This is a genomic window from Tepidanaerobacter sp. GT38 (assembly GCF_021991635.1).
In the GTDB taxonomy this organism is placed as follows: Bacteria; Bacillota; Thermosediminibacteria; order Thermosediminibacterales; family Tepidanaerobacteraceae; genus DTU063.
In genome coordinates, this window is the sequence record NZ_JAFFJA010000057.1 from 1 (window position 1) to 24191 (window position 24191).

The 24191-nt window shown below is 39.8% G+C and carries 21 protein-coding genes; 9 read left to right on the top strand and 12 right to left on the bottom strand.

From position 1 onward, the window contains the following. From JT739_RS08190 to JT739_RS08200, 3 genes are all read right to left on the bottom strand, one after another. A partial coding sequence (locus tag JT739_RS08190; protein ID WP_237660618.1) for a DUF4064 domain-containing protein occupies positions 1 to 364 on the bottom strand: 364 nt, incomplete at its 3' end. Positions 365 to 573: 209 nt separating this feature from the next. Continuing rightward, complete coding sequence (locus JT739_RS08195; RefSeq protein ID WP_237660619.1) at positions 574 to 981, bottom strand: hypothetical protein; 408 nt, start codon at positions 979 to 981, stop codon at positions 574 to 576. Further along, the gene (locus JT739_RS08200) at positions 971 to 1237 is read right to left on the bottom strand and encodes a LuxR family transcriptional regulator (protein WP_207635743.1); all 267 of its coding nucleotides are present in this window, start codon (positions 1235 to 1237) and stop codon (positions 971 to 973) included. The genes JT739_RS08195 and JT739_RS08200 overlap by 11 nt, the downstream gene beginning before the upstream one ends. 211 nt (positions 1238 to 1448) lie before the next feature. On the opposite strand from JT739_RS08200, the gene JT739_RS08205 reads away from it, so the two are divergent. The 5 genes from JT739_RS08205 to JT739_RS08225 are packed head-to-tail and all read left to right on the top strand — an operon-like array spanning position 1449 to position 9908. After that, positions 1449 to 3476: an AAA family ATPase gene (locus JT739_RS08205; protein WP_237660620.1), complete on the top strand. Its 2028-nt coding sequence runs from the start codon at positions 1449 to 1451 to the stop codon at positions 3474 to 3476. Positions 3477 to 3502: 26 nt separating this feature from the next. Beyond that, positions 3503 to 4012, top strand: a complete 510-nt coding sequence (locus JT739_RS08210; protein ID WP_237660621.1) for a hypothetical protein — start codon at positions 3503 to 3505, stop codon at positions 4010 to 4012. Positions 4013 to 4033: 21 nt separating this feature from the next. Further along, positions 4034 to 6259, top strand: coding sequence for a DEAD/DEAH box helicase family protein (locus JT739_RS08215; RefSeq protein WP_237660622.1), 2226 nt, complete (start codon positions 4034 to 4036; stop codon positions 6257 to 6259). A 14-nt stretch (positions 6260 to 6273) separates the two neighbouring features. Then, positions 6274 to 8997, top strand: a complete 2724-nt coding sequence (locus tag JT739_RS08220) for an N-6 DNA methylase (protein ID WP_237660623.1) — start codon at positions 6274 to 6276, stop codon at positions 8995 to 8997. Then, positions 8997 to 9908, top strand: a complete 912-nt coding sequence (locus tag JT739_RS08225; protein WP_237660624.1) for a hypothetical protein — start codon at positions 8997 to 8999, stop codon at positions 9906 to 9908. The genes JT739_RS08220 and JT739_RS08225 overlap by 1 nt, the downstream gene beginning before the upstream one ends. 102 nt (positions 9909 to 10010) lie before the next feature. Here JT739_RS08225 and JT739_RS08230 read toward each other — a convergent pair whose 3' ends face one another. From JT739_RS08230 to cdaA, 5 genes are all read right to left on the bottom strand, one after another. Further along, positions 10011 to 11510 carry a TrkH family potassium uptake protein gene (locus JT739_RS08230; protein WP_237660625.1) on the bottom strand — a complete coding sequence of 500 codons (1500 nt, stop codon included), beginning with the start codon at positions 11508 to 11510 and terminating at the stop codon, positions 10011 to 10013. Next, positions 11507 to 12901, bottom strand: coding sequence for a Trk system potassium transporter TrkA (trkA, locus tag JT739_RS08235; RefSeq protein ID WP_237660626.1), 1395 nt, complete (start codon positions 12899 to 12901; stop codon positions 11507 to 11509). Before trkA ends, JT739_RS08230 begins: the two co-directional genes overlap by 4 nt. 94 nt (positions 12902 to 12995) lie before the next feature. Continuing rightward, positions 12996 to 14336 carry a phosphoglucosamine mutase gene (gene glmM, locus JT739_RS08240; RefSeq protein ID WP_237660627.1) on the bottom strand — a complete coding sequence of 447 codons (1341 nt, stop codon included), beginning with the start codon at positions 14334 to 14336 and terminating at the stop codon, positions 12996 to 12998. A 17-nt stretch (positions 14337 to 14353) separates the two neighbouring features. After that, positions 14354 to 15562, bottom strand: a complete 1209-nt coding sequence (locus JT739_RS08245) for a YbbR-like domain-containing protein (protein ID WP_237660628.1) — start codon at positions 15560 to 15562, stop codon at positions 14354 to 14356. Then, positions 15555 to 16376: a diadenylate cyclase CdaA gene (cdaA, locus tag JT739_RS08250; protein WP_237660629.1), complete on the bottom strand. Its 822-nt coding sequence runs from the start codon at positions 16374 to 16376 to the stop codon at positions 15555 to 15557. The genes JT739_RS08245 and cdaA overlap by 8 nt, the downstream gene beginning before the upstream one ends. A 223-nt stretch (positions 16377 to 16599) precedes the next feature. On the opposite strand from cdaA, the gene JT739_RS08255 reads away from it, so the two are divergent. The 4 genes from JT739_RS08255 to JT739_RS08270 all read left to right on the top strand — a co-directional run bounded on the left by JT739_RS08255 (position 16600) and on the right by JT739_RS08270 (position 18781). Then, a complete protein-coding gene (locus tag JT739_RS08255; RefSeq protein WP_237660630.1) occupies positions 16600 to 17448 on the top strand; it encodes a polysaccharide deacetylase family protein in 849 nt (282 codons plus the stop codon). A 100-nt stretch (positions 17449 to 17548) separates the two neighbouring features. Next, positions 17549 to 17980 carry a nucleoside recognition domain-containing protein gene (locus JT739_RS08260; protein ID WP_237660631.1) on the top strand — a complete coding sequence of 144 codons (432 nt, stop codon included), beginning with the start codon at positions 17549 to 17551 and terminating at the stop codon, positions 17978 to 17980. Between the two features lie 16 nt (positions 17981 to 17996). Next, positions 17997 to 18461 (top strand): nucleoside recognition domain-containing protein, encoded by a 465-nt coding sequence (locus JT739_RS08265; RefSeq protein WP_237660632.1) that lies wholly within the window; start codon positions 17997 to 17999, stop codon positions 18459 to 18461. After that, positions 18461 to 18781, top strand: a complete 321-nt coding sequence (locus JT739_RS08270; RefSeq protein WP_237660633.1) for a MazG-like family protein — start codon at positions 18461 to 18463, stop codon at positions 18779 to 18781. The genes JT739_RS08265 and JT739_RS08270 overlap by 1 nt, the downstream gene beginning before the upstream one ends. A gap of 3 nt (positions 18782 to 18784) precedes the next feature. Here the strand turns inward: JT739_RS08270 and rho are convergent, their stop codons facing one another. The 4 genes from rho to JT739_RS08290 all read right to left on the bottom strand — a co-directional run bounded on the left by rho (position 18785) and on the right by JT739_RS08290 (position 24136). Continuing rightward, complete coding sequence (rho, locus tag JT739_RS08275) at positions 18785 to 20047, bottom strand: transcription termination factor Rho (protein ID WP_255688578.1); 1263 nt, start codon at positions 20045 to 20047, stop codon at positions 18785 to 18787. A gap of 315 nt (positions 20048 to 20362) precedes the next feature. Further along, positions 20363 to 21325, bottom strand: a complete 963-nt coding sequence (locus tag JT739_RS08280; protein ID WP_237660634.1) for an ATP-binding protein — start codon at positions 21323 to 21325, stop codon at positions 20363 to 20365. Further along, positions 21301 to 21714, bottom strand: coding sequence for a response regulator (locus JT739_RS08285; protein WP_237660635.1), 414 nt, complete (start codon positions 21712 to 21714; stop codon positions 21301 to 21303). Before JT739_RS08285 ends, JT739_RS08280 begins: the two co-directional genes overlap by 25 nt. 355 nt (positions 21715 to 22069) lie before the next feature. Further along, complete coding sequence (locus tag JT739_RS08290; RefSeq protein ID WP_237660636.1) at positions 22070 to 24136, bottom strand: S-layer homology domain-containing protein; 2067 nt, start codon at positions 24134 to 24136, stop codon at positions 22070 to 22072. Positions 24137 to 24191 lie beyond the last annotated feature (55 nt).

Sequence of the window (24191 nt, forward strand, 5' to 3'; positions counted from 1 at the left end):
ACATTTTACCGCAGGACTTATCTAACGTTGTTTTATTTTTCTCTTTTTGACCTATCAATGCAAGAATCCCTGCAACCAGCAATACTGGAAATGCTACAACATAGCCCCACGAAATCGAAATAACCCCTCCGATAGCGCTAATGAGCATCATTATTCCAGCGACCTTTGGTTTCTTTAGTGCTAATGCACCTCCTACTAATCCAAGTAAACTAAAAAATATAGCCGTAACACCTAGACCAATTATAGAACTCGTACCTGATGCTGAAAATGAAGCATCTACTCCACCAACGAATAGCGCAAAAAGAGCTCCACCAAAACCGGCTATTCCGCCGATAATACCTAATATCATAGAAGCAACTCTCAAAAACTCACCCCCTCAAAGCACGCATATCTTTTAGTAATATTCTCCATTGGAGTTAAAAATCCTGCTACCTCGACAAGCTTTTCACCACCTCCATAAGAAAGTTACTTATACCCTTCGGAGTATAAATATATTGAGAAAGAAAGTTCCGTAGGGCATAGAGTCGTATAATTGGTTGTAATTTGAGAAAAACGAAAGTGCCACCAATTTTACTAGGCGGCACTCTCATTTTCTTCCTTTCCCGAAGTCTCTTCCTTTTGTTCCTCCTTCTTCCGTTCTACCTTGTAACGAGCGATTTCTTCTTCCACCTCTGCGATTTTCTTCCCGTAGAATTCTATCCGCAGTTTCTGTTCCGATAATTTCAACTCCAACTTGTCAATCGTTAACTGGTCGGCTTCTGTCTGCATAGCTTCTGTGTACTCTGTGGCATATTTATCCTGCATCTGCACCGCATAGGAAAGGTTAGCGCGGTAGGTCGCCCGTCTCTTCTGCAGCACCTGCAGTTTAAGGTCTTGTTCCTTACCCTCTGCGGAAACAGTAAACTCAACCTTCATTTTTTCCGTCTCCTCTTTCTTAGATTTTTGGACTGTTTGATTATTACCCGCCATTTTACTCATCATCCTTTTTTACCTCTCGTTCCAAAATTTTCTTCAGCCGAGATAGAGCAGTGTCCACATCCCCGCCGGAATTCTTAAAGCGGCTGTAGACGCAGCCCAACTCATAAACCAGAGAAGCTGGAGCCTCTTTTACGAGCATCTCCAGCTTCCGTTCCGCGACCTTAACACAGTTTTCTTGTTCCGGGATGTCTCCGCTTTGTTCCAAACAGCGGATGATTTCCCGCACCTTCTTTTTAACTTCTCTCTTGTTCAACGGCATCAACTCCTTATCTGTTAAATATTTCCATCCGCTTAATTATATTATAATGTACATCCATGAAAATTTAAAGAGGGAACCAAAAATTTTGTCAAAATTTGTATTTTTCTTTCATTGTACATTCCCTGCGCCAAGGTCAAAAATTTTGAGCTTCTTATTGAAAGTTGCTGAGGTCAAATGTATAATATTACCATAGGCAGAGGAGGTTTTAATTATGAAGAAGTGGAGGGTTGATTTTAACGAGTCTCTTCATCCCGAACCTTGGCGGGATTTTTACGCCCGCTATTTTCCTGAACTGGACAGGATGGACATAAAGGAAGACGGCTTCACCGTCCAATCTTTAAAGTGCTTATACCACAGCGACAGGAAGCCTTCCGCAACGGTCAACGTCAAGTCGGGATTCTACGTCTGCCATGTCTGTGGGAGCTTTTCGCCGTACCGCTTTTTAGTTGAAATTGCGGGCATTGCGCCGGAAGACGCGAGCTATTTTATAAACGACTACCTTCGCGAGCTTTACGTAAAAGACGAACGGACAGGAAGCTACCTCCGAGCGTTCCCCCACTACGACCTCAGCCACACCTATATCCCCACACCCGGACAGGAAGAGGAATTTGAAGAGTTTATCAAAGAAGCAAAAGCGCGCCTGCGCCCGGAACTGCCGATTGTCCAAGAGTACATTACCGCCAGAGGAATCAAGTATGAGATGCTGGAGCGTTTCGAATGGGGTTATGTCCCCCATGACGAAGAGGCAGGACAGGTTGAATGCTTGGTAGTCCCTTTTCGCGTGAGGGGCAAAATCAGGGCTATCAGAGGGAGGGCTTACGACGGCAGGAAAGGAGCGGTCAAAAACTCCCGCTTTTCATTGTGGAATCTCGACAGTCTTGAGGGGAAGAGCCAAGCAGTTATAGTAGAGGGAGAAAGCGATGCTCTAAGGACTATCCAAGCGCTTGAAGCCTGCGGTGTAGACATCCCTGTAGTTAGCGTGCCGGGCAACAATTTCCGCAAGGAGTGGAAACGGGAATTTGAAGGCATACGCACCATCTACCTCATCCCGCAGGACGACGACGCCAGCGCGAACTTTGTCAGGTCTGCCCTAGCGGTGCTGGGAGAAGAACGGTGTAAAGTGGTTGAACTGCCGTGGAAGCGGGGCGATGTCGGGAAAGACATCTGTGAGTGGTTGACCCGCAACAACCATACCGACCAGGAACTGGTAGAGCTAATCCCGCTTGAAGAACACCAAGACCGGTTTTCCCGCTACTACAGGGTGGAAGAACTGCTGAAGAGAGAGCCTGCGGAACCTGACTGGCTGGTAAGAGGGATGATAGCGAGAGGGCAAAAAATTCTTGTCCAAGGGCCGCCGAAGCAGATGAAGACGTGGTTTGTCCTAAGCTTATTAAAAGCGCTCAGCCGCGGAGAAAACGTCTGCGGGGTACCGTTTTGGAAAACTACCGTCTCTGGAGTCAAAGCCGTTATGGTGGAGGAAGAACACTCGACCAACGCTTTAATCCAGAGAGTACAGCAGAGCCTTGCCGGTACAAGCAACATCGTCATTCCGCACAGGACAGGCGTGAAACTGCTACCGAAAAACCCGGAATTTGAAGACCTGCTCAAATTTATTGACGAGTTCCGGCCTGACCTGCTCGTACTTGACCCACTGAGGAGCTTCTTCGATGGAGACGAAAACGACTCTTCCGTCATGCAGCAGGTATTCGCGCCACTAAATATGCTCCTCCGCAAGTACCCCCATATGGCGGTCGTCGTCGTTGACCACACCGCAAAAAAGCCGTCGGACGTTCTTGTGTATGCCAGCAGGGGGTCTTCTGTCAAAGGGGCGGAAATGGACGGCGTGATAGACATCCGCAAGTTCCAGAAAGACGAAGATGTAGGCGTAGTTGTTACCGGAGAGTTCCGCGACGCTGAGACTGTAGAGAATTTGAGCTTAAAATTCGAGGACGGGAATCTGGTTTACGACGACGGTTTCCGCATCAACATAAAGCTGAAAGACAGCGAAGTGCGCCTGCAGAAGCTGGCGAAGCTGTTGACACAGCGGAGCTACACGCAGAAAGAGCTAACCGACTTACTGAAGGTCAGCGACCAGACTGTGAGAAACGACATCAGTAAACTGCGGGCAGGCGGCTTCACCATTGAGGAAGAAGGGGGACATCAAGGGTCTCCAAAAACTTACACTCTTACAAAGACGCCCGATGGGTGGAAAGCGGACGATGAAGACAGCGGTGAATGAACACTTACCGCGCACGGAAGGTCAAAATGTCAAAACCGCTATATATATTTTTGAGCTTTGACCTTGGTCAAAGACGGGTTCGTCTGAAGCCGCTGAAGCGGGACCGCGTTGTAGACGACGGTTCCACGCTCGGCAGGGCTTCAGCAAATCTTACCCGGCGGTTTGAGGCAGTAAGCCCAAAACAAGAATTATTACCAAACTTTGAGCTTGATTGTTTGATAACTCTTTCCGATAAATATCTAAAGGAGGTTGGCGAAGTGACTGTTCTCCAAAAAGAGATTGCCCAGCCGCAGGTGGTTATCCAACCTGACGGGCGCATTAACATACCCAAAAAAGAAGATGGCAGTGTCTGGACGCTGGAAGAACTGAGGGAGAAAATGAAGTGGAGCCGCTGGCCGATGTTCGATGAACTTGAGCCGCTTTTCCGCAGGTGGTGGGAACTTCGCTACAAAGACCGGTTCCACCGCTACTGGACAGTTGAAGAACTGATGGAGATGAAGGACATCCAGCAATTTTTGGGGTTGGATTACCGCTAATTATCGAGGGGAGGGAAAATAGTGAATACGGAGGAAAATGCAAAGTCCTTAATTGACGAACATTTAAGAGCACTAAATTGGAATTTGGCTGATTTTACTCAAATAACTAAGGAGTATCCTATACCGGGCGGAGAAAGAGCAGACTATGCTATTTTAGTGAACAGCTTACCTGTTGCAATTATTGAAGCCAAAAAACAGGGTATGGATTTAAACGCGGCTTTAGCACAGGCTAAAAATTACGCAAAAAAACTAAATGAAAGTGGCAAGGAAGTCTATTTAATTTTTGCTTCTGATGGTAGGACATTTTACCGACAAAACCTTAAAGCAAATACCAGACCAGAAAAAATCAGCAGGCTAATGACCTATGCCGAGATAAAAGATTTTCTAAACCCGGAAACTGATATTCTTTTGGCAGGCTTAAGGAATTATCAAAAAATTGCCGTCTCACAGGTGGTAAGCGCATTTCAATTAGGCAGAGAAAGAACCTATATCGAAATGGCTACCGGAACAGGAAAAACGATAACAGCGGCGGGAATAATCGGCAAGCTCTACAAAGTCGGCCTTGTTCGGAGAGTCTTATTTTTAGTAGATAGGGATTCTCTTGCTGAACAGACAGTCCGTTCTTTCAATAAGGTATTAGGTGATACCTTTAAAATAAACCGCTTGACCGGCACAAAAGAGGATAAATATAACGATATTTCTGTTTCAACAATTCAGTTTTTGTATGTAAATGATAAGTATCGTGCATACCCGAATAATTTTTTTGACTTGGTAATTCTTGACGAGTGCCATCGGTCATATTTTGGAGATTGGCACACGGTTATTGAGCATTTCAGGACTGGCAAGGCCAAAGTTTTAGGGTTAACAGCAACTCCTTCTGATAAGGAAACGCAGAGTACCGACGATTATTTTGGAGAGCCGGTATTCAGATACAGCTACTATCAGGGAGTTAAAGACGGCATACTGGCTTTTACCGAGAGATATAAGTTCCTGACCAATGTAGACCTCAGCGGAATTCATGACATGGGTTTTGACTTTGAGCCGGAAGACCTTGGCAGACGTGTGGATGTCCCGCGAAGGAATGAATTAATAGCCGAAAAATATTTTGAAGTAATAGGATATGAGCAGACGCATACGATTCCAAAGACACTGGTTTTTGCGGCAAGCATAGCGCATGCCAATCATTTGCGCGATGCGTTGATAACAAAATACAACGAACTGAACAAACTCCCAAAGGACTCAAGCGAAGCAGAAGACTTTATAGTTGTAATACATAATCAGGTGAGAAACGCCTCTGAACTGATTAGAAAGTTTCAGGAAATCGACAGTGAAATTCGTATTGCCGTTTCCGTAGATATGCTATCCACCGGTATTGATGCTCCTGACATCGAAGTTCTTGTAATGGCTAGGCCCACAAAGTCAAAAATTCTCTATGTTCAAATGAAAGGACGTGCCACTCGTAAGTGTAACGAACAAGAACACGGCAAGACAAAGGAAAGCTTTAAACTTATCGACTTTGTTGACCTTGCAGGTATTGAAGAGGTTGTTACTGATGAAACTTTAGAAACTGACGAAATAATAGAGAGCACTGAAGAAACAGAGGTATCTTCTGACGGTGAAAAGATGCCTTCAGATAAAGAAGATGGTGAGGGTAAGGAACCTAAAGAAACTGAAAAAATCGAAATGGTGATTGCTGATGTCCCCGTCTGGATAGTCAAGTCAGAAATTGTTACTTCATCTGCTTTTGAGCATATTAGAAAGCAAATTGAGCCGCAACTTAAAGCTATTAAAGAAAAGACGGTTTTAAAAGAAAGATTTGTTCAGGCAGTTTTATCATGGGAAGCTTTAAACCCCGGCATTCCAGTTGATGAAAAATATTTGGAAGCTTTCGGGTTTGACATCAGTACCTTAAGGGATATTTACGGCGAAGTCACTGCCACTTACAAAGATTTTATTGATGTCGCCCTTGGTAAAACAAGGTTTAAGACTGTTGAAGAAAAGAACAGGGATGCTGTTATTGCTCATTTGAAGGAGAAAAAGCATTTGAACGATGAACAAGTGGAATTTATTATGATGTTCTACGATTTTAAGAAACGCAATCCCGCTCTTACCTTTACCCAGTTTTCTAACAGCCAGCTTCTTCAACAAAAGGGTGGAATTGCCCGGATAAAGGGACTATTCGGTTCGCTGGACAAATTTGTTCAGCTTTATGACGAGATAAAAGCAGTATCATTTCTTGATGTGTAACGGAGGGAATATTAATGGCGCAAAACAATAACAAAGTAGATTTTCACAGGCTTGGTTCTGAGCTTTGGGATATTGCCAATATTTTTCGAGACGATACTCTCAAAACCACCGAGTATCTGGAAGAATTTAGCTATTTTTTGTTTCTAAAGCTCTTTGACGAGAGAGAAAAACAAAGAGAAGAACTCGCCCGTTTGGATGGAACTAAATTTGTGCCTGATTTACCAAATCACCTGAGGTTTTCCACATGGGCAGAAAAGATTTTGGCAAGTGACGGAAAAACCGTAAAGACTGACGATGGAGAGTTTACTATAGTCGATTATGTTAGAAACATATTTTCCGAACTGGCCGAAGTTAAGGACCACGATGGCAGGGATTTAAGCCTTTTCAGACGGCTATTTAAAAATCATATATGGCGTATAAGGTACAGCCCGACCATTAAAGAATTGATAAAACGGCTGAAAGACCTTGAGCTTGAACAAAATTTTGACGTTATGGGCAGAGCATACGAATTTGTTGTTCAAAAGCTTGGCGAACAAAAACAGTACGGTCAGTATTTTACTCCTCGCCACATCATTCATTTCATGGTGGAACTTGCTGACCCGGAAATTGGGGAAAAAATATATGACCCTGCGGCTGGTACGGGAGGCTTTATTCTGCGTGCCTTCGAAGTAGTAAAGAGTAAAATTGATAATCTTGTAAAAGCGGGGATGAGAGTTAACGAGTCTACTGCCGCATATAATGGGGTTCAATTTGATGAAGCTGAAATGCTTTACCGAAAACTGAAGGAAGAGTCTCTTTATGCTGTGGAGAAGGCTCCAGACGTTTACAAGCTTGCCCTTATGAATATGATATTGCACAATGACGGCAAATCCAACCTCTTTGAGGCTGACAGCTTAGACAACCGAGCACAGTTAGAACATAAAGAAAAGTATGATGTAGTGTTAACTAACCCACCATATGGTCCACTTGCTCAGTCGCGGGTTGGCACTTTTGAGTTCCATGCCAAACGCTACGAAGCATTGTTCATCCAGCATATTATGGCAGCGTTGAGACCTTCTGAACCAGGTAAAAAGCGTTCCAGAGCAGTAGTTATAATCTTGGACAAGATTCTGTTTGACAATTCCTCTGTATTCAAGAATATACGCATGAAGCTCTTACGAGAGTTTGATTTGAAAGCTGTCTTTTCCATGCCGGCAGGCATTTTTCAGCCGTATTCCGGTGTCAAAACGTCAGTGCTGTATTTTGAGAAGCCCACAAAAGAAGAATGGAACGAGACAAAGAAACAAAATGCTTACACCACAAAGCAGGTACTGTTTGTTGATGTGAAAGATGACGGATTTACCTTAACAACCCAGAGAAGACCAATTAATGGAGCTTTTCAGGGTGATGACCCAAACATTTACGAACCGCCTTGTGGGAACCTGCCTAAAGCGGTGGAAGTGTTCAGAAAATGGATAGATTGGATTAATAACCCAACAAAGGAACTGCCTGATTTTATAGATAATGATTTCTGCTGGACGGCGACGATTGAGGAAATCAAGGCGAAAGATTATAACCTTAACCCGGGGCTGTATAAAAATTTGATCTGCCAAAGTAGAAAACATAACATTGTTAGACTGGGAGAAATCATTGAACAAATTACGGATAGAAATGTGCTTTCCGAAGAATTGCCAGTTTATAGTGTTAGTAAAGAGTTCGGGATAATTCCTGCAGAAAATTATTTTAAAGAAAACGTATATGGAAATAACGAAGAAGTATATGCTAAAAACCTTAATAGCTATAAGATAATATATAAAGATTACTTTGTTTATAATCCTTACAGAATTAATATAGGTTCTATAGGATTTGCTGATAACGTGGTTAAAGGTCTTGTAAGCCCTGCTTATGTAGTATTTAAAGTAAAAGATAGTAAAACTACAGATTCAAGATTTCTGTATTATTTATTGAAAACAGATTGGATGATGAACAAAATCAATGAAGCAGTTTCTGGAAGTATTAGGGATACTTTGAAATTTGATGATTTAGCCAATATCCAAATCCCTCTCCCACCTCTTCCCGTTCAACAGGAACTGGTTGCCCGCTTGGACAAGCAGCAGGCTATTATTGAGCAGTGCAATGCTATGGAAAAGGCTATTCTTGAAGCTGGAATCGACGACAGTATTTTTGAAGGAGACTGGGAATGGGTAGAGTTAGAAAGTTTATGTAACGATATTTTAAGTGGAGGGACCCCTTCAACAAAAGTAGAAGCCTACTGGAAGGGAAGTATTCCTTGGATAACAAGTGCAGATATTCAAGGAATATACGAAATAAACGTCAGGAAGTTTATTACAGAAGAAGCTGTTGAAAATTCTACTACTAAAATTATCCCTGCAAACAACATAATTGTTGCGACAAGAGTTGGATTAGGAAAACTATGTCTAAACAAATTTGATGTTTGCATTAGTCAAGACTGTCAAGGCCTGATTATAAATGAAAATGTTATGCCCGAATATATGTTGTTTGCTTTATATAACAGGGTTCAATCTTTTAAACAAGAAAGCCAGGGTTCAACAGTACAAGGGGTAACTAAAGACCATCTAAAAGCAATAAAAATCCCTCTTCCCCCAATTGAAAAACAGCAGGAAATAGTGGATTTCCTTAACGTTCAGTTTGAAACGCTGACCAATATCAGAAGGCTAAAGGAAAACGCAAAACAGACCATAAAAATGATTCTGGACAGGGAGGTGTTTGGAGAGTAATGCACACCTCGGTTATCCTGTCCGAAGCATTGAGATATTTTACTGATAACGAGCATTTCGAGCTGTCGGTGGTACTATTTGCTGTGGCTGTTGAGCGGCTTATGAAACAGCGTTTGTGTGAACTTGACGATGTGCTGGTACTGGATAAAAATAACAGCGTAGAACACCTGATCAGGTTTAAGAAGCTTCAGAATAAGATATTAAGCCTTGAGGAGATAGACTCTCTTAAAGCCAAAAAGCAAAATTGGGATACCTTTCGAACAATTACTTTTGATGACCTTATACAGCGATATGAGAAAATTTTTAATTTAGGATTTTCCGAGTTTGATGATGACGGAAAACCAATTGAGGATAGAAACAAGTTAGATGAAATACGCAAGGGACGGAAGAAAAGAGCAGCTTCTATTAAACGCTTAGGCAACATGCGTAACAATATTATCCACTATTTCGAATACTATTTTAACCCTGTCGATGAAGGTTTGTTTATCCTTAATGAAATATTACCCTTTATCCGGGAAATGATTCAGGAAGTATCTGATGCTGACAAATATGAAGACATTTTTAACGAGACTGTTTTTGAGAAACTTAAGGCAAAAGAAGAAGAGTTAACAAGGCAACAATCTGATACCTTAAGCCAGAAAATAAGGGAAAAGAGAGAAGAGTACAATGAGTTAAATCCTGAATTAATTGAGGAGAGGAAGAAAATTAACATCCGTTCTTCCTATGATGAAAGGGAGATTGTACGTGACAGTATGGAATGTCCTGCCTGTGGTAATGCTTCTTTTTGCGTTCTTAAGCTCTATACAGAATCGGAAGACGACCTGAGCGGGCAATTTTTAACTGTAGGCAGGTGTTTTGTGTGTAAACTGGAACTCTCTGAAGATGAGCTTAAAAACACTGGGATGTTATAAATTCCCAGTGTTAATTTTTACACGAGCATTCATTTGATTATAATAATTAGAATGAACGGTAGCGAATCTAAGTTTAAGCGATTCCTAAATAATGAAAAGAAATTAATTAATCTCGAAGTTTGTTCGCTTTCTCTGATTGCAGCGTGAAAAGAAATCCCAAATGGGATCACCTCTCCAAAAGCTTGGTGTAAAGCAAAGAATAACCGTAAACAGCTCTAACCTTCCCATTAGCATCAGAAAACTCAGGACCACTTTTCCTGCTTGTGGTATTTGGCTAAAAGTAAGTTCCGGCCCTACACTGCCAAGACCGGGACCAATGTTGCCTAAAGTCGCTGCAACAGCTGATACTGATGTTATCATATCCTGCCCCAACATTGCAAGAAACAGTGAACCAAATATAAATAGCCCTATATATATAAAGCTGAATGACAAAATATTTCTTAAGACATCATCCGGCACTGATTTCCCATTGATTTTTATTGGAACAACTGCCTTAGGATGAAGCGTATGAATTAGCTCTCTACCACAGTATTTTGATAAAATAAGCATTCTAATTTGCTTCATGGCCCCTCCGGTTGAGCCAGCACAACCGCCAAAGAACATAAGCAAAAGTAGAATCATTTTAGAAAACGCAGGCCAAACATCAAAGTTTACAGTAGCATACCCTGTAGTAGTAACTATTGATACTACTTGAAAGGCACTTGTTCTTATAAGATCTTTAAACGGAACAATATCCTTTATATTCCATGCTATTAAAAGGGTGGCAACAATAATTACTCCAAAATAAAACTTTAACTCCTCATCATTATAAACTTTATCCCACTGTTTTCTCAACAGATAATAATAAAGGCTGAAATTCACACCAGACAATGCCATAAATATTAATATAACAACTTCGGCAGCAGGATTTTTAAATGCACCTACGCTTAACCCCTTGGTTGAAAATCCACCCGTTGCCACAGTGCCAAAAGTATGTGTAAGGGAATCAAATAAATTAAGCCCAGCAAACATCAACAATATAGTCTGCAGCACCGTTAAGCCTAAATATATATACCATAGTATTTTAGCAGTATGTGCTACTTTAGAAGAAAGCTTTGAGGCTGATGGCCCCGGCACTTCTGCACGAAACATCTGAAATCCTCCGGCACCCACTCCAGGTAGGAGAGCTAAAAATAGCACTATAATACCCATACCTCCCAGCCAGTGGGTAAAGCTTCGCCAAAACAGTATTCCGTGAGGTAGCGCCTCAACGTTGTCAATAACAGTCGCACCGGTGGTAGTAAAACCGGATATTGCCTCAAAAAATCCATCAACAAAGGTATCTACTGCCCCATTAAATATAAAAGGCAGAGCACCAAAAATTCCTGCAAGAAGCCAACCAAATGTAACAATTAAAAAGCCTTCCCGAAGTCCTAAATTCTTGCTCAAATATGCCTTTACTCGAAGCAGTAATCCAGAACATATAGTACAAACTATAGAATACAAAAAGTCATCAATATCGTTTTCACCATAATAAATTGAACATACTAAAGAAGGAATCATCGAACAAGCTATAACTAATAATAAAGTGCCTAGAAAGTAGCGCACAGCATTTAAATTCAATTTGACATCATCGTCCTTCCGTAACGCTCTGCATACTCACTGTCGCAAAAGAGTTTTTCTACCTGCTTTAGATTTTGAGATTGAGTGAAAACTAGCAAACGATCTTGAGGAAGGATAACATCATTTCCCCTGGGTATAATGGCCTTTCTGTTTCTAATTATCCCACCTACAATAATTCCTTTAGCAGACAAGCGGAGCTCCTTTAATTGTTTGTTAATCAGCGGGGAATCTTTGGAAACAATTAGTTCTACGATTTCGGCACTACCATCTTTTAAAAAGGTCTCCGATATTACGCTGGATTTTCTAAAAAGCTTAGCTAATCTGCCGGCTACCAACAACCTTGGACTTACAAATGAATCAATTTCCAAGGTTTGCATTAAAACCTCATAATTGGGTTTATTAATTTCTACTATTACCTTTGAAACTCCTAGTTTTTTACCTAATATAGCCGTTAAAATATTTAATTCATCTGAATTAGTTACTGATACCAATACGTCCACATTTTCTATATTTTCGTCCTTTAAAAAATTTATATCTGCTGCATCTCCATTTAATACCAATGTCTTATTTAAGTTTTCACTTAAAAAACGGCATTTTTCCGAGGACTTTTCTATTAATTTTATAGTCATAGCACTTTTCTTGTAACCTTCCAAAATCTTTGCTAACTTAAAACCGATTTTTCCTCCGCCCAAAATCATCACACTTTTAACTCTCTTCTTTACACTCCTAAGCATACTACTAAACTCAGTTAACACTCCAGTTCTTTTTATGACATAAATAACATCATTTGGCATAAATCTGTCTTCGCCAGATGGAATGATAATATCGCCATTTTCCCGGGAAATTCCTACAACAAAATAATCGGGAGACACGGGCAGAACAGTCAAGGGCTGATTTATTAGCTCCGATTCCTTATCTGCCCTGTAAGCAACTAATTCTATTTTTCCTCCCGCAAAATATTCAATTTCACTTACATCAGGGTTTTTAATAAGCTTTGCTATTTCTAAAGCCGCAAATTTTTCTGGATCAATCATTATATCTATACCGAGTTGTTCGCTTTTAAGCAGCATATTTGAACTGGTGTATTCAGGATTTCTTACACGTGCCACGGTTTTTATATTGGCAAGTTTTTTCGCAATCATACAATACATTATATTTAATTCATCACTGTCGGTAACAGCAATAAATACATCTGCATTTTCTATACCGCTGTCCATTAATGCCGAAATGCGTTCACCGGTTTCCTGCACTACCATTGCATCTAATTTATTTGAAAGACTAGAAATCTTGTCACTGTCCTTTTCCAAAACCACTACATCATGATTGTCGGCAACTAGCCTTTCCGCTAGCTCCGTCCCTATATCGCCGGCCCCGGCGATTATAACCTTCAATTTATACACCACCTAAAATAAATTGTTATCAGATATTCACACACCTCTCATTTCAAGAGGTGTGTAAAAAAGTGTAATTAATTATTGTAACTAATTATTGTAATTCTTTTTTAATCACATCGGCAATCGCGTTGGCAACTTTTTCAATTAAATCCTGCTCTTCCCCTTCCACCATGACACGGATTAAGGGTTCTGTGCCCGATGGCCTTACTACGATTCTGCCAGTGTCTCCGAGAAGCTTTTGATTTTCCGCTATGGCTTCCTTAATGTGCACATTGCCATCATACTTGGACTTATCAGCTACCCTGACATTTATGATTACCTGTGGGAATACCGTCATTATTTCTCTTAATTCTGACAGAGCTTTTTGCTCATCTACCATAACGTTGATGAGTTTTACTGCAGTCAAAATGCCATCCCCTGTAGTGTTATGGTCCAAAAAGATGATATGGCCTGATTGTTCTCCACCTAAATTGTAACCGCTGTTTAACATTTCTTCAAAGACGTAACGGTCACCGACTTTTGTTCGAACCATCTTTATGTCGGCTTTTTTTAATGCCACTTCTAATCCCATATTGCTCATTATAGTCGCAACTACGGTGTCATTTTTTAGAAGGCCCTTTCTCTTCATATTACAGCCGCAAATTGCCATTACATGATCGCCATCGACGATTTGACCTTTGTCATCTACAGCTATGAGACGGTCTGCATCGCCATCAAAAGCAAGCCCCACATCAGCTCCAACTTCCTTTACAAACTGGCAAAGGGCCTCGGGATGTGTAGAGCCGCAATTTACATTAATATTGCTGCCATCAGATTCATTGTTGATTACATGAACTTTGGCACCAAGTTCCTCAAAGATAATAGGTGCCACTTTATATGCTGCTCCATTAGCGCAATCCAGTGCAATGGTTAAGCCTGAAAGGTCTTTATCTGATACAGATTTTATAAAGTCTATATATGGTCTTGCCCCATCTTTTGTCTTAATTCTACCCACACCACTGCCTGTGGGACTTTCTATCAATTGGTTGGAATCATCCAACAACGACTCAATTTCATCTTCCATAGCATCAGGCACTTTATAGCCCTCTCTATTAAAATACTTTATTCCGTTATATTCTACTGGATTATGTGATGCTGATATGACTACACCGGCATCAGCCTTGTAAAAGCGTGTCAGATAAGCCACTGCTGGTGTGGGTACAATTCCCACATTTATCACATCGGCACCTGCTGAACATATACCGGCTGCCAAAGCCGCCTCCAACATATCTCCTGAAATGCGAGTATCCTTACCAACAACAAAAACAGGTCTATCTTGAAGCTTGGACAATACCTTGGCTCCTGCACGGCCCAATTTAAATGCTAAAATTGGTGAAAGATCTTTATTTGCTATACCTCTAACTCCATCAGTTCCAAAGAGTCTTGCTTTCATATGTTTTTTCCTCCCCACTATGAAAGATTGTGAAGGGTCACTGTAATATCTGACGGTTCAACTTTAATTATCCTGTAAGGTCGCGCTATATCGGCGCGTATGTCTACCGAGTATTCACCCTCTTCAAGGTCGGCAGCGTCAATATTTAACTTAAACATATTTCTATTCACTTTGTCAATAATACTCTCTGGACCGCTAACTGTCAATAGTATTTCCTTTTTTTCAAGTTCTGCCTTTAGCCCAGATGGAACGTTGAGTATCTGTATTTGGTCTGAACTGACATTAAATGTAGTTGTTGCCAATCGCTCGATCACTATCGTAACACGGACCGTTTCTATATCTTCATTGAAGACTGCAATGCCCTTTGGCAGTATTAATTTTGCATCAGCCGACACGGTGGATGTAGCCCCTTCTACGCTTATCGATTCGGTGTTTAAGGATTGGAGGCTGTTTAATATTTCTTGGCCGCCTGTCACCACTACCGTTGGCGGGTCTATTATTACATCCCTGATTATATAACCGTCAGGAGGATTTCCACTGATATTTGGCACAACCTGCACGTTGCTTACCGGAACAATTGACACATTAACCTCTACCACTTCGGGCCTGAAAGTAATTCCCTTTTGTTCCTCATTCTGCGCATCTAAAACTCGAATTGGAAGAGTGCTGACAACTGTCGTATTTTTATCTGTCACGTCTATGCTTGCAGATACTTTTTTTACGGCATTAACCATGCTTCGTGGCCCTTTAACCACAATTGCCTGAGGTTTGCTGGTTGCTTTATCAACGGCAAACCCTTGTGCAGGTATGCCCGTTATGTCTACTGAAACCGGCAACTGTTCCTCGATTATTGCTTCTAAGGGCACATTTATTTCCCTAGGTGAAACGTCAATCAATTCTATATTTGGCGGAGTAGACACATTTACATGAACTAGATTATCTCCTTCCATCCTCCCTCGCAAATTGACCTGTGCATTAATGTCAGTGGGTTTTAAATCAGCCACCAGGCTTCGCCGGCCCCTTACCCTGACATTTACCTTATATTCAGCAGAACTATCCTTTAGGGCTAATTTACTTTCATCTAAATTCTGCAATTTTACCGGGACATCCCTGACTACATAGGTGACCTGGGGATTCTGCTCATTCATCACATATAACCACATTATAATAGCAGCGATAATGGATAGGATTTTAATAGCCGTATCTGTGGCAAAAAATTTACGCATGATCTTTCCTCCAGTACCAAAGGGATGGTTTCTTATCCCTAATTTCATATATGTCTCTTAACATATTCTTGAGAGTCTTCACATCAAGATAGCGGGTGAGCTTACCTTCTTTAGCTACGGATATGACACCGGTTTCCTCAGAAACTATAATTGCCACTGCATCAGTTTCTTCAGTGATGCCTAAAGCTGCCCTGTGCCTGGTACCCAGCTCTTTGCTTAAATTTGGGTTTTCTGTAAGCGGAAGATAACAACCTGCCGCCATTATCCTATCATCCCTAATAATAACTGCGCCATCGTGCAATGGGGTGTTTGGTTCAAAAATATTAATCAACAGTTCCGCAGTTACATAACCTTCAATTCTAATGCCAGTCTCTATAAATTCATTGAGACCGGTTTGCTTTTCTAAAACAATAAGGGCTCCAATTTGTTTATTAGACAGCTTTTCGGCAGCACTTGCCACAAAATCTATCACCTTATTCATCTCTTCTTCTGCCAATTCTAAAAGCGGCGATGAGAAAAACCTGCCGCGGCCAAGTTGCTCTAAAGCTCTCCTCAGTTCCGGTTGAAAAACAATAAGTAGTGCTATAACTCCAACTGTCATGGCATTTCTTAAAATCCAATTTATGGTATAAAGGCCTAGCCATTCGCTTACTTTTGTCGAAACCACCAAAACTACAAGGCCTTTTAATACTTGCACTGCTCGCGTCCCCTGCATTAATTGAATGGCTTTATATGAAACATATGCAACTATTGCTATATCAAGTAAATCCATTAAACGAAAACCCTTGAAAAGCTCGATAAGCTGTAACGACATTTTTTCACCCCAGCACTCTGTTTTAATACTATAGATATTATAGCATTTTATCTTAAATTAGTATATTTTCACAACAATTTTTTTCATCAGTACCCTTTTAGAACTTATATAAACTACCAGTAAATTTTTTTGTAATATGAATTTAATTTTTTAAATTGATACTATATACGCTTTAATGTGATATGATTAATATGAAAGGTTTTATATAAGAGGAGAAACCAAAATGAGCATGCAGACAGTTCTTAAAAACAAGAAAAATAATAAATTTTCTTATATAAGATGCATTTTCATTGTGTTCATTGTTATGTTTTTTTCCTTTTGCGCTTTTCCCGGCAAAAGCAGCATCGGACAAACTGCTGTAGCACAGCAGCCTTTATGGATAAACTGGGACAACATGGATTTTTTTGACGAGAGAGAAATAAGACAAATGAGGCAAAAAACTTTACCATCCCTTTCAGAATCCGTGCTAGCATCGAAATTCATACGTCAGGGACCTAATTATAAAAAGCGGATTGCAATAACCTTTGATGACGGCCCTTATTTATTAACTGAAAAATATATAAGCGTTTTGCAAGAATATAATATTCAGGCTACATTTTTTCTAATAGGAGTTCAAATTGAAAAATATCCTGATGAAGCTAAAAAGATAGTCGAAAGCGGTTATGAAGTTGGTATTCACTCATACAGTCACAGACAGCTGACAACAATGGACATAAGTTCTATAGAAGATGACTTCCAAAAGAGCTTGTCCGCGGTCAAAAGCATTGCAAATTCTGAAATAAGGTTTTTCCGCCCACCTTATGGAAGTTTTAATGACACTGTAATTGAAATTGCAAAAAGGCATGGATTAACTACTGCTTTGTGGTGTGTGGACCCTAGAGATTGGCAAGTTGACGACTGGAACCTTATAGCCCGCCACGTCATAGAAAAGGCCGAAAATGGAGCTATTATCCTATTGCACGAGGGCCGAGAAGCCACATTAAAGGCTTTGCCCAGTATCATCGAAGGCCTATGGGCAAGAGGCTTTGATATTGTATCCTTGTCAGAGCTTTTATCAGATGAAATAATCTAAATATGCGATCCTTCTATACTCATTTAATTCATGCTTTCACCTTTGAAATATCCGTGTTATAATAGACAATAAGATTTTACATGAGGATAGGAGGATCTATTTGCTAAATAAAGGTCTTTCCCTCAACACATTAAAACGCGGATTTATTTCAGGTCTTAAAATAACTTGGCAACTTTCCAAAATTTTAGTGCCTGTGTATTTTATTGTTACCATCCTTAAACATACGCCGATTATTAACTGGATTTCAACAGGATTTGCGCCCCTCATGAAATTATTTGGTCTGCCAGGAAAAGCAGCCATAGTTTTAGTAATGGGCAATGTGGTAAATTTATATGCTGCTATAGGGGCTATTGCTTCGCTTGATCTGTCTATTAGAGAAATATATATATTGGCAATAATGCTTTCATTTTGCCATAGCCTGTTAGTTGAAACTGCGATAGCGAAAAAAATTGGACTGTCGGCAATAAAGGTAATTGCAGTGCGAATGGCACTGGCTGTTGTCTTCGGAATAGCTTTTAATCTAATTTTATAATTGGAGGTAGGCCGTCTTGCTGAGTATTCTGACAGAAGCTGCCGTAGGCAGTTTTAACTCGGTTAAACAAATTGCCTTTATCGTCATTCCAATAATGGTTGTAATGGAGATTCTTAAGGACATAGGAATCATTGATAAAATAGCACGATTGTTTTCTCCCATCGTTAAAATTTATGGAATGAAAAAAGAAGTTGGTTTTCCTTTGGTCGTTGGCATTGTCTTAGGGTTGTCCTATGGCGCCGGAATAATAATGCAGGCAGCTGAGGATTACAAAATTTCCCGCAGAGACCTGTATTTGTTGACGTATTTTTTATCAACAGCTCATGCGATTTTTGAGGATACAGCCGTTTTTATGGTCTTCGGTGTAAATGGTCCGGTCCTTCTTATTACGCGATTTACGGCAGCAGCAATCTTTACTTATATTGCCTCTCGATGGATGAAATCAGATACTCCTTTTTTGGAATATGAGGTGACAAATTAATGAAACATGATAGCACTTATAAAGTCATTAGTCTGCCTAAACTAAACGGTCTAACTCCCACCCTTGAATCAACAGCATTAAAATTAATGGAAGAAGCAGGCGAGCTTGCCCAGGCAATAGGAAAGTTTCGCGGTCAGAGCGGCGAGGCAATTCGGATGGAGGAAGAAAAAGTAGTTGATATGATGGCGCAGGAATTGTTAGATGTAGCTCAAGTGGCTGTTTCAATGATGTTTGTGCTTGAGGAAAATTATAACATCGATATAAACGCCAAATTAAAACAACATTTGGCAAAACTTAAGGCTAAGGGATATATCAAATAATTATTATTGTTTTTGCATATCATTTACCATTGCTGCCAAGCTCTCATAAAATTCTCGATTCGTTTTGGTTTTCTTTAATTTATTTATTAATATAGTACAAGCCTCTATAGTATCTAGTGGAGCCAAGGCTTTTCTCAGTACCCATGTAGCCTCTAATTCTTCTTTGGTAAACAGCAGTTCTTCCCGGCGCGTGCCGGATTTTTTTATGTCAATAGCAGGATATATTCTGCGTTCTGCCAGCTTTCTGTCAAGGTGTATCTCCATATTCCCCGTTCCCTTAAATTCTTCGTAAATCACGTCATCCATTCGGCTACCTGTGTCTACCAACGCTGTAGCAATGATAGTTAGGCTGCCGCCTTCCTCAATATTGCGCGCCGCGCCAAAAAAACGCTTTGGCTTATGAAGTGCACTTGGGTCAAGACCTCCGGAAAGGGTTCTACCCGTAGGAGGAACAACAAGGTTATTGGCACGGGCTAGTCGAGTTATGCTGTCTAATAAGATAACCACATCTTTTCGACTTTCCACTAAGCGTTGAGCTCTTTCCAGTACCATATCCGCTACTCGCAAATGATTTTCCGGCAATTCATCAAAAGTGGAGCTTACAACTTCACCTTCCACTGAACGTCTAATGTCTGTTACCTCTTCAGGCCTTTCATCAATCAAAAGCACTATCAGCTGTACATCAGGATGGTTTTTGGTAATGCTATTGGCTATATTTTTAAGCATCATGGTCTTGCCGGCTTTTGGAGGTGATACGATAAGAGCCCTTTGACCCTTTCCTATAGGAGCAATAATATCTATGATGCGGGTAGAAAGTTCCTCAGGATCATGTTCCATAACAAACCGGGTTCTTGGGAAAATAGGCGTCAGAGAGTCGAAATGATATCTACAGACAGCATGTTCCGGATCAAGGCCATTAACAGCTGTTATCTGTAGTACAGCTCTGTACTTTTCGCCTTCCTTTGGAGGCCTTATTGTCCCTGAAATCATATCACCAGTTCTTAAGTGAAAGCGGCGAATTTGGGACGGAGATATGTATATATCTTCATCCGATGGCAAATAGTTTTCTATCCTTAAAAACCCATAGCCGTCAGGTAAAACTTCCAGGACGCCTTCTGCAATGGATTCGCCCTGTTCCCGGAAGCTTTCCATTATTTTAAGAATAAGTTCCCGCTTGCGATACTTGTAATAACCGGGAATTTTCTTTTCCTTCGCAATTTCGTGAAGCTGGGCAATAGTCTTTTTCTCCAGTTCTGATATTAGCAAGATGTCACTTCCTTAACTTTTATTTTTTATAAAAGACACTAAAAAAATATAACACGCATATGGGAATTTAGAAATAGGAAGTTTTAAAAAGGCAGGGTTTTTGCGGAAAAAGCTCATTAAAAAATTATGTTCAATGATAGGAAAAATATTCAAAAAATTAATTAGAAAAGAAAATAACTTAAAAAAAGAGCCCTCACAGGGCCCCCTTTTTATAGATACACCGAGGAGGATTTGCCTTTTGTTTGATATTATACCATTTATATGCTTTACCGTCAATATTTAGATAAGTTGCTACAATGTATAAGTTTATGGTATTTATTGGTTTTCTTTCGCCTCAGGAAATTTCAAAAACACTGTGGTCCCTTTTCCTTCTTCTGACACTATATTTATACTTCCGCCATTGCTATCCATAATTTGCTTAGTTATATATAAACCGAGGCCTGTCCCTTTTTCTTTTGTGCTAAAAAATGGGACGAAAATTTTATCAAGATCATCTTGTTTTATTCCTACCCCTTCATCTGTTATCTCCACACATACCCAATTGTCCTCTTTGAAAGCTTTTATCGTTAAATTATCACCATTGCTCATTGCATCAATTGCATTTTGTATGATATTAATTAAAACCTGAGTCAACTGTTCTTTGTCAATTGAAACTAAAATTTCATCATTCCCAAATTCAAGGGTATAAGATATTCCTTTGAGCTGCATACTGTGTTGAAAAAAAACAATCAATTCCTCGATGATGTTCTTAACAGATATGCACCTGTTTACTCGGCCATTTATAATGTTATGTTCCTTGTATCTGGACAAATAGTCACTGAGCAGATTGTTCATTCTATCCAATTCATTTAAAGCTATGTCAGTGTATTCTTTTCTTTTATCATCATCAACAAAACTTTGCTTGAGAATTTGCAAAAAACCCCTTATGGAAAATAGCGGGTTTCTTAATTCGTGAACATAACTAGCAGCTATTTGTTTTTCAGTAAGCCATCTTTCAAGCTCAGCATTTTTTATTTTCTTTTCTTCAAGTTTTTTTGTATCTTCAACGGATACTAAATAACCTAAATGGCCTTCAGTATCCTCGATTACGGAAAGACCTACGTCGTATTCAAAGGTTTTATCTGCCTCATCCTGATACTTAATTATTACCCTATGACTGCCCTCTTTTACAAATAAGGGCGGATCTTGTTTGATAGTGTAACTCGTCTTTGTAAAATATTTATTATAATGATTTGACTTTTCTATTTCTGTTTTCATTTCTTGCCGATCATTTGCCATTTATTTTCTCCTTTCGAAGCAGAATCTACTGATGATATTTTAACTAAGAAGTTCGCTAGTTCAAAAACATCAAAGGGCTTTATAAAGTATCTTAGAACACCTTTATCTGCAGCCTTTTGGGCATATTGGGGATCAAAGGAGCCAGAGATAAATATGGCTTTTATGTCGGGATTTATCTCTTTTAGTTTTGATAAGAGTTCGATTCCATCAATGTCCGGCAAGTTAATATCAAGTATTGCAACATCGGGTTGTTCAGTTTTGGCTATTTCCACCGCTTCGATATAATTAGATGCAACAAAGGTATTAAAGCCGGAATTTGATAGCACTTCTTTTAGCATTACATTAATCAAAGGCTGGTCATCCACCACTAGAACCGTGTTTTTGTACATTAAAATTCCCCTACCTGATTTTTGTAATGAGATTGTTTTATCAGTTAAAATCAATTTTTACTGATAAGTGTAATTTGCCTAACTATTCTATTCTATATTAGTTGAAAAATTCCTTCTTTTATACATTTGTTCTGTCAGAATTTATTTTACAATACTGTGGCAATAAAAGCACTATAAGTCATTTTTCTACACGATTTCCCGGGAAATTTTGACTTATATCATTTTAAAACGCTTACAGTACCTTTTAAGTTTTACTTAGGGAGTAACTGATTTTGGAACGTCAAAAAATAAATCAAAAAACTAAGGCCTAGCAATAGCTAGGCCTGTAAAAGAAATCCTACAAATAATATTAATTTTAGTCAGAAATGGTAATATCGTGTATTGTATGGGCAAAGAACAAGCCTCCATCATAACTGCCTATTGCTATAATTTCATTGCCCTCTTCAATCCTACTGATTCGGATTTCTCTATTGTCCTTCAATATAACTGTGTCATCATTATAGTATATGTGCTGGTTTTCTTTTGTCCCATCAACGCTTATCACAATAACTTTCACGTTTTCGTTTATATTGACTACACTACCTCTTACCGTATCCTGTACTTTCCGAACCGTTACATCGATACTTATGGCTTCATCGTTTTCCACTTCCATATCCAAGTAATAATTTGGCCTAAGTTCTGTGGCATCTATTCGTTTTTTGTCTTTAAATATTTCAGTATTCGGAGTTATGGTTATTACGTGCTCTTTCCCTTTATCATCAATCAGGGTAACAGTGGTAGTGTCAGCAAAGGTTATAGCCTTTACAGTTCCTCTAATGTCCCGTTTTACACTCTCGGCAGCAATACTTACGACTATATTGTATTCCAAAGTCAGCGTTACTTCATCGCCATTTTTGAGATCGCTAATTTTTGCTTTTTTGCCATTTTTCCTTATAGTTGCATCTTCATCCAGTTCGTACTCGTATTCTTCGCCGTCCTCATCTTCTATAACTATAACCGGGTTTTTACGGGCATAGTCAAAACCGGTTATGATCCCTTTAACCTCTTTTGTTGCACTTTCCGCCTCAATTTCTACTACGCTGCTGCCCGATACGGTCAGTGTCGCCACGTCTCCTATTGTTAATTTATAAATGTCTGCAACTCTGTTGTCCCGGTAAATTCTAGCGTTAGATGATATGGTATAGCTTTCATACTTATCAGTAGATTCATTTTCGATTGTCAACACATTGGTATATGTATTGATAGAACGTATTATGCCTTTTACTACCTTGTCGACACCTTTTGCATCTATTTTATCTACATCTGCACCGGTTACCGTTAGTTTTACGGTCTGACCCACAGTCAACTGGTACAGAGTAGCTTCTTTACCGTCTATATATATTTTAGTCTGATTTTTAATATTGTATATCCTTTCCTTGTTATCATTTGTTTTAATAGCCAATGTGCTTCTGATTAGGTTTATTTCTTTAATGGTTCCTTCTACAGCGTCACCATCTGTTATAGGAGCATTGCTGCCAGAAATAACATCTATGTAGCGTGCGGAAGTTCCGCTGGCAATTATATTGACATAATCACCGATTTTTATGTCATCTAATTTGATTTTAGCTAAATTACCGCTTTCATTTTCTTTATAAATCAAAGTTTCGCTTAAATTTACGGAGTACACCTTCCGAGTGCCATCATCAAATTTTATTTCAACAGATGGCAATAATTCAGCATCTATATCCTGCACTACTCCGCTAATAATATTATGGGCTTTTGTAAGTTTCGACAGATTGTGGAGCACTGTTGCCATTTGTGCACGAGTAAACTTATCATTAGGCTTAAAAGTGTTGTCGGGAAAACCTTTCATGATTCCCTTTTCAACAGCTATTTCTACGTATGGCCTAACCTCCGGCTCCATCATGTAACCATCAGTAAACGTTAAAGAGACACTCAAGTTCTTACGACTTTCCGCCTCTTGCCCAAGACCTAATGCTTTTACTGCAAAAACTGCTACTTCTGACCTTATAGCTGCATCTTGTGGTCTGAAATCTTCAAAATCCTTTCCGGACACTATGCCCTTTTCCACAGCTACAGCCACATACCCTCTTGCCCAGGGCGCAACCGAACTTGCCTTTGGAAAATTAGAAGGCAAAGTTTTTCCGCTGGCTTGGCTTTCCCAGCCCATCAGTCTGACCAGCATAGTTATAAGTTGTTCCCTGGTAACAGAAGCATCCGGGCCATATGTGGTATCTGTCATGCCTTTAACAACGCCTGCTAAGTTCATCTTCTCTATGTATGGCCGAACCCAGTCATATCTTGATGCAGTAATATCCGTAAACCCGGAACCTGCTGCAAAAAGTTCACTCGTGCTAAAACTTAAAATTAGCAATGTGATTACAAATGCGGTGGCTATTTTTTTAAATCTACTACTGTACATATAATCTCCCTCCGTCGAAACATAATCTGCATTAATATTCTACAAAGGCTAAGTG

Coding starts and splice junctions, on each gene's coding strand:
- JT739_RS08195 (WP_237660619.1), bottom strand. CDS start 981: ATGATGAGTAAAATGGCGGGTAATAATCAAACAGTCCAAAAATCTAAG.
- JT739_RS08200 (WP_207635743.1), bottom strand. CDS start 1,237: ATGCCGTTGAACAAGAGAGAAGTTAAAAAGAAGGTGCGGGAAATCATC.
- JT739_RS08205 (WP_237660620.1), top strand. CDS start 1,449: ATGAAGAAGTGGAGGGTTGATTTTAACGAGTCTCTTCATCCCGAACCT.
- JT739_RS08210 (WP_237660621.1), top strand. CDS start 3,503: ATGTCAAAACCGCTATATATATTTTTGAGCTTTGACCTTGGTCAAAGA.
- JT739_RS08220 (WP_237660623.1), top strand. CDS start 6,274: ATGGCGCAAAACAATAACAAAGTAGATTTTCACAGGCTTGGTTCTGAG.
- JT739_RS08225 (WP_237660624.1), top strand. CDS start 8,997: ATGCACACCTCGGTTATCCTGTCCGAAGCATTGAGATATTTTACTGAT.
- glmM (WP_237660627.1), bottom strand. CDS start 14,336: ATGAAAGCAAGACTCTTTGGAACTGATGGAGTTAGAGGTATAGCAAAT.
- JT739_RS08245 (WP_237660628.1), bottom strand. CDS start 15,562: ATGCGTAAATTTTTTGCCACAGATACGGCTATTAAAATCCTATCCATT.
- cdaA (WP_237660629.1), bottom strand. CDS start 16,376: ATGTCGTTACAGCTTATCGAGCTTTTCAAGGGTTTTCGTTTAATGGAT.
- JT739_RS08255 (WP_237660630.1), top strand. CDS start 16,600: ATGAGCATGCAGACAGTTCTTAAAAACAAGAAAAATAATAAATTTTCT.
- JT739_RS08270 (WP_237660633.1), top strand. CDS start 18,461: ATGAAACATGATAGCACTTATAAAGTCATTAGTCTGCCTAAACTAAAC.
- JT739_RS08280 (WP_237660634.1), bottom strand. CDS start 21,325: ATGGCAAATGATCGGCAAGAAATGAAAACAGAAATAGAAAAGTCAAAT.
- JT739_RS08285 (WP_237660635.1), bottom strand. CDS start 21,714: ATGTACAAAAACACGGTTCTAGTGGTGGATGACCAGCCTTTGATTAAT.
- JT739_RS08290 (WP_237660636.1), bottom strand. CDS start 24,136: ATGTACAGTAGTAGATTTAAAAAAATAGCCACCGCATTTGTAATCACA.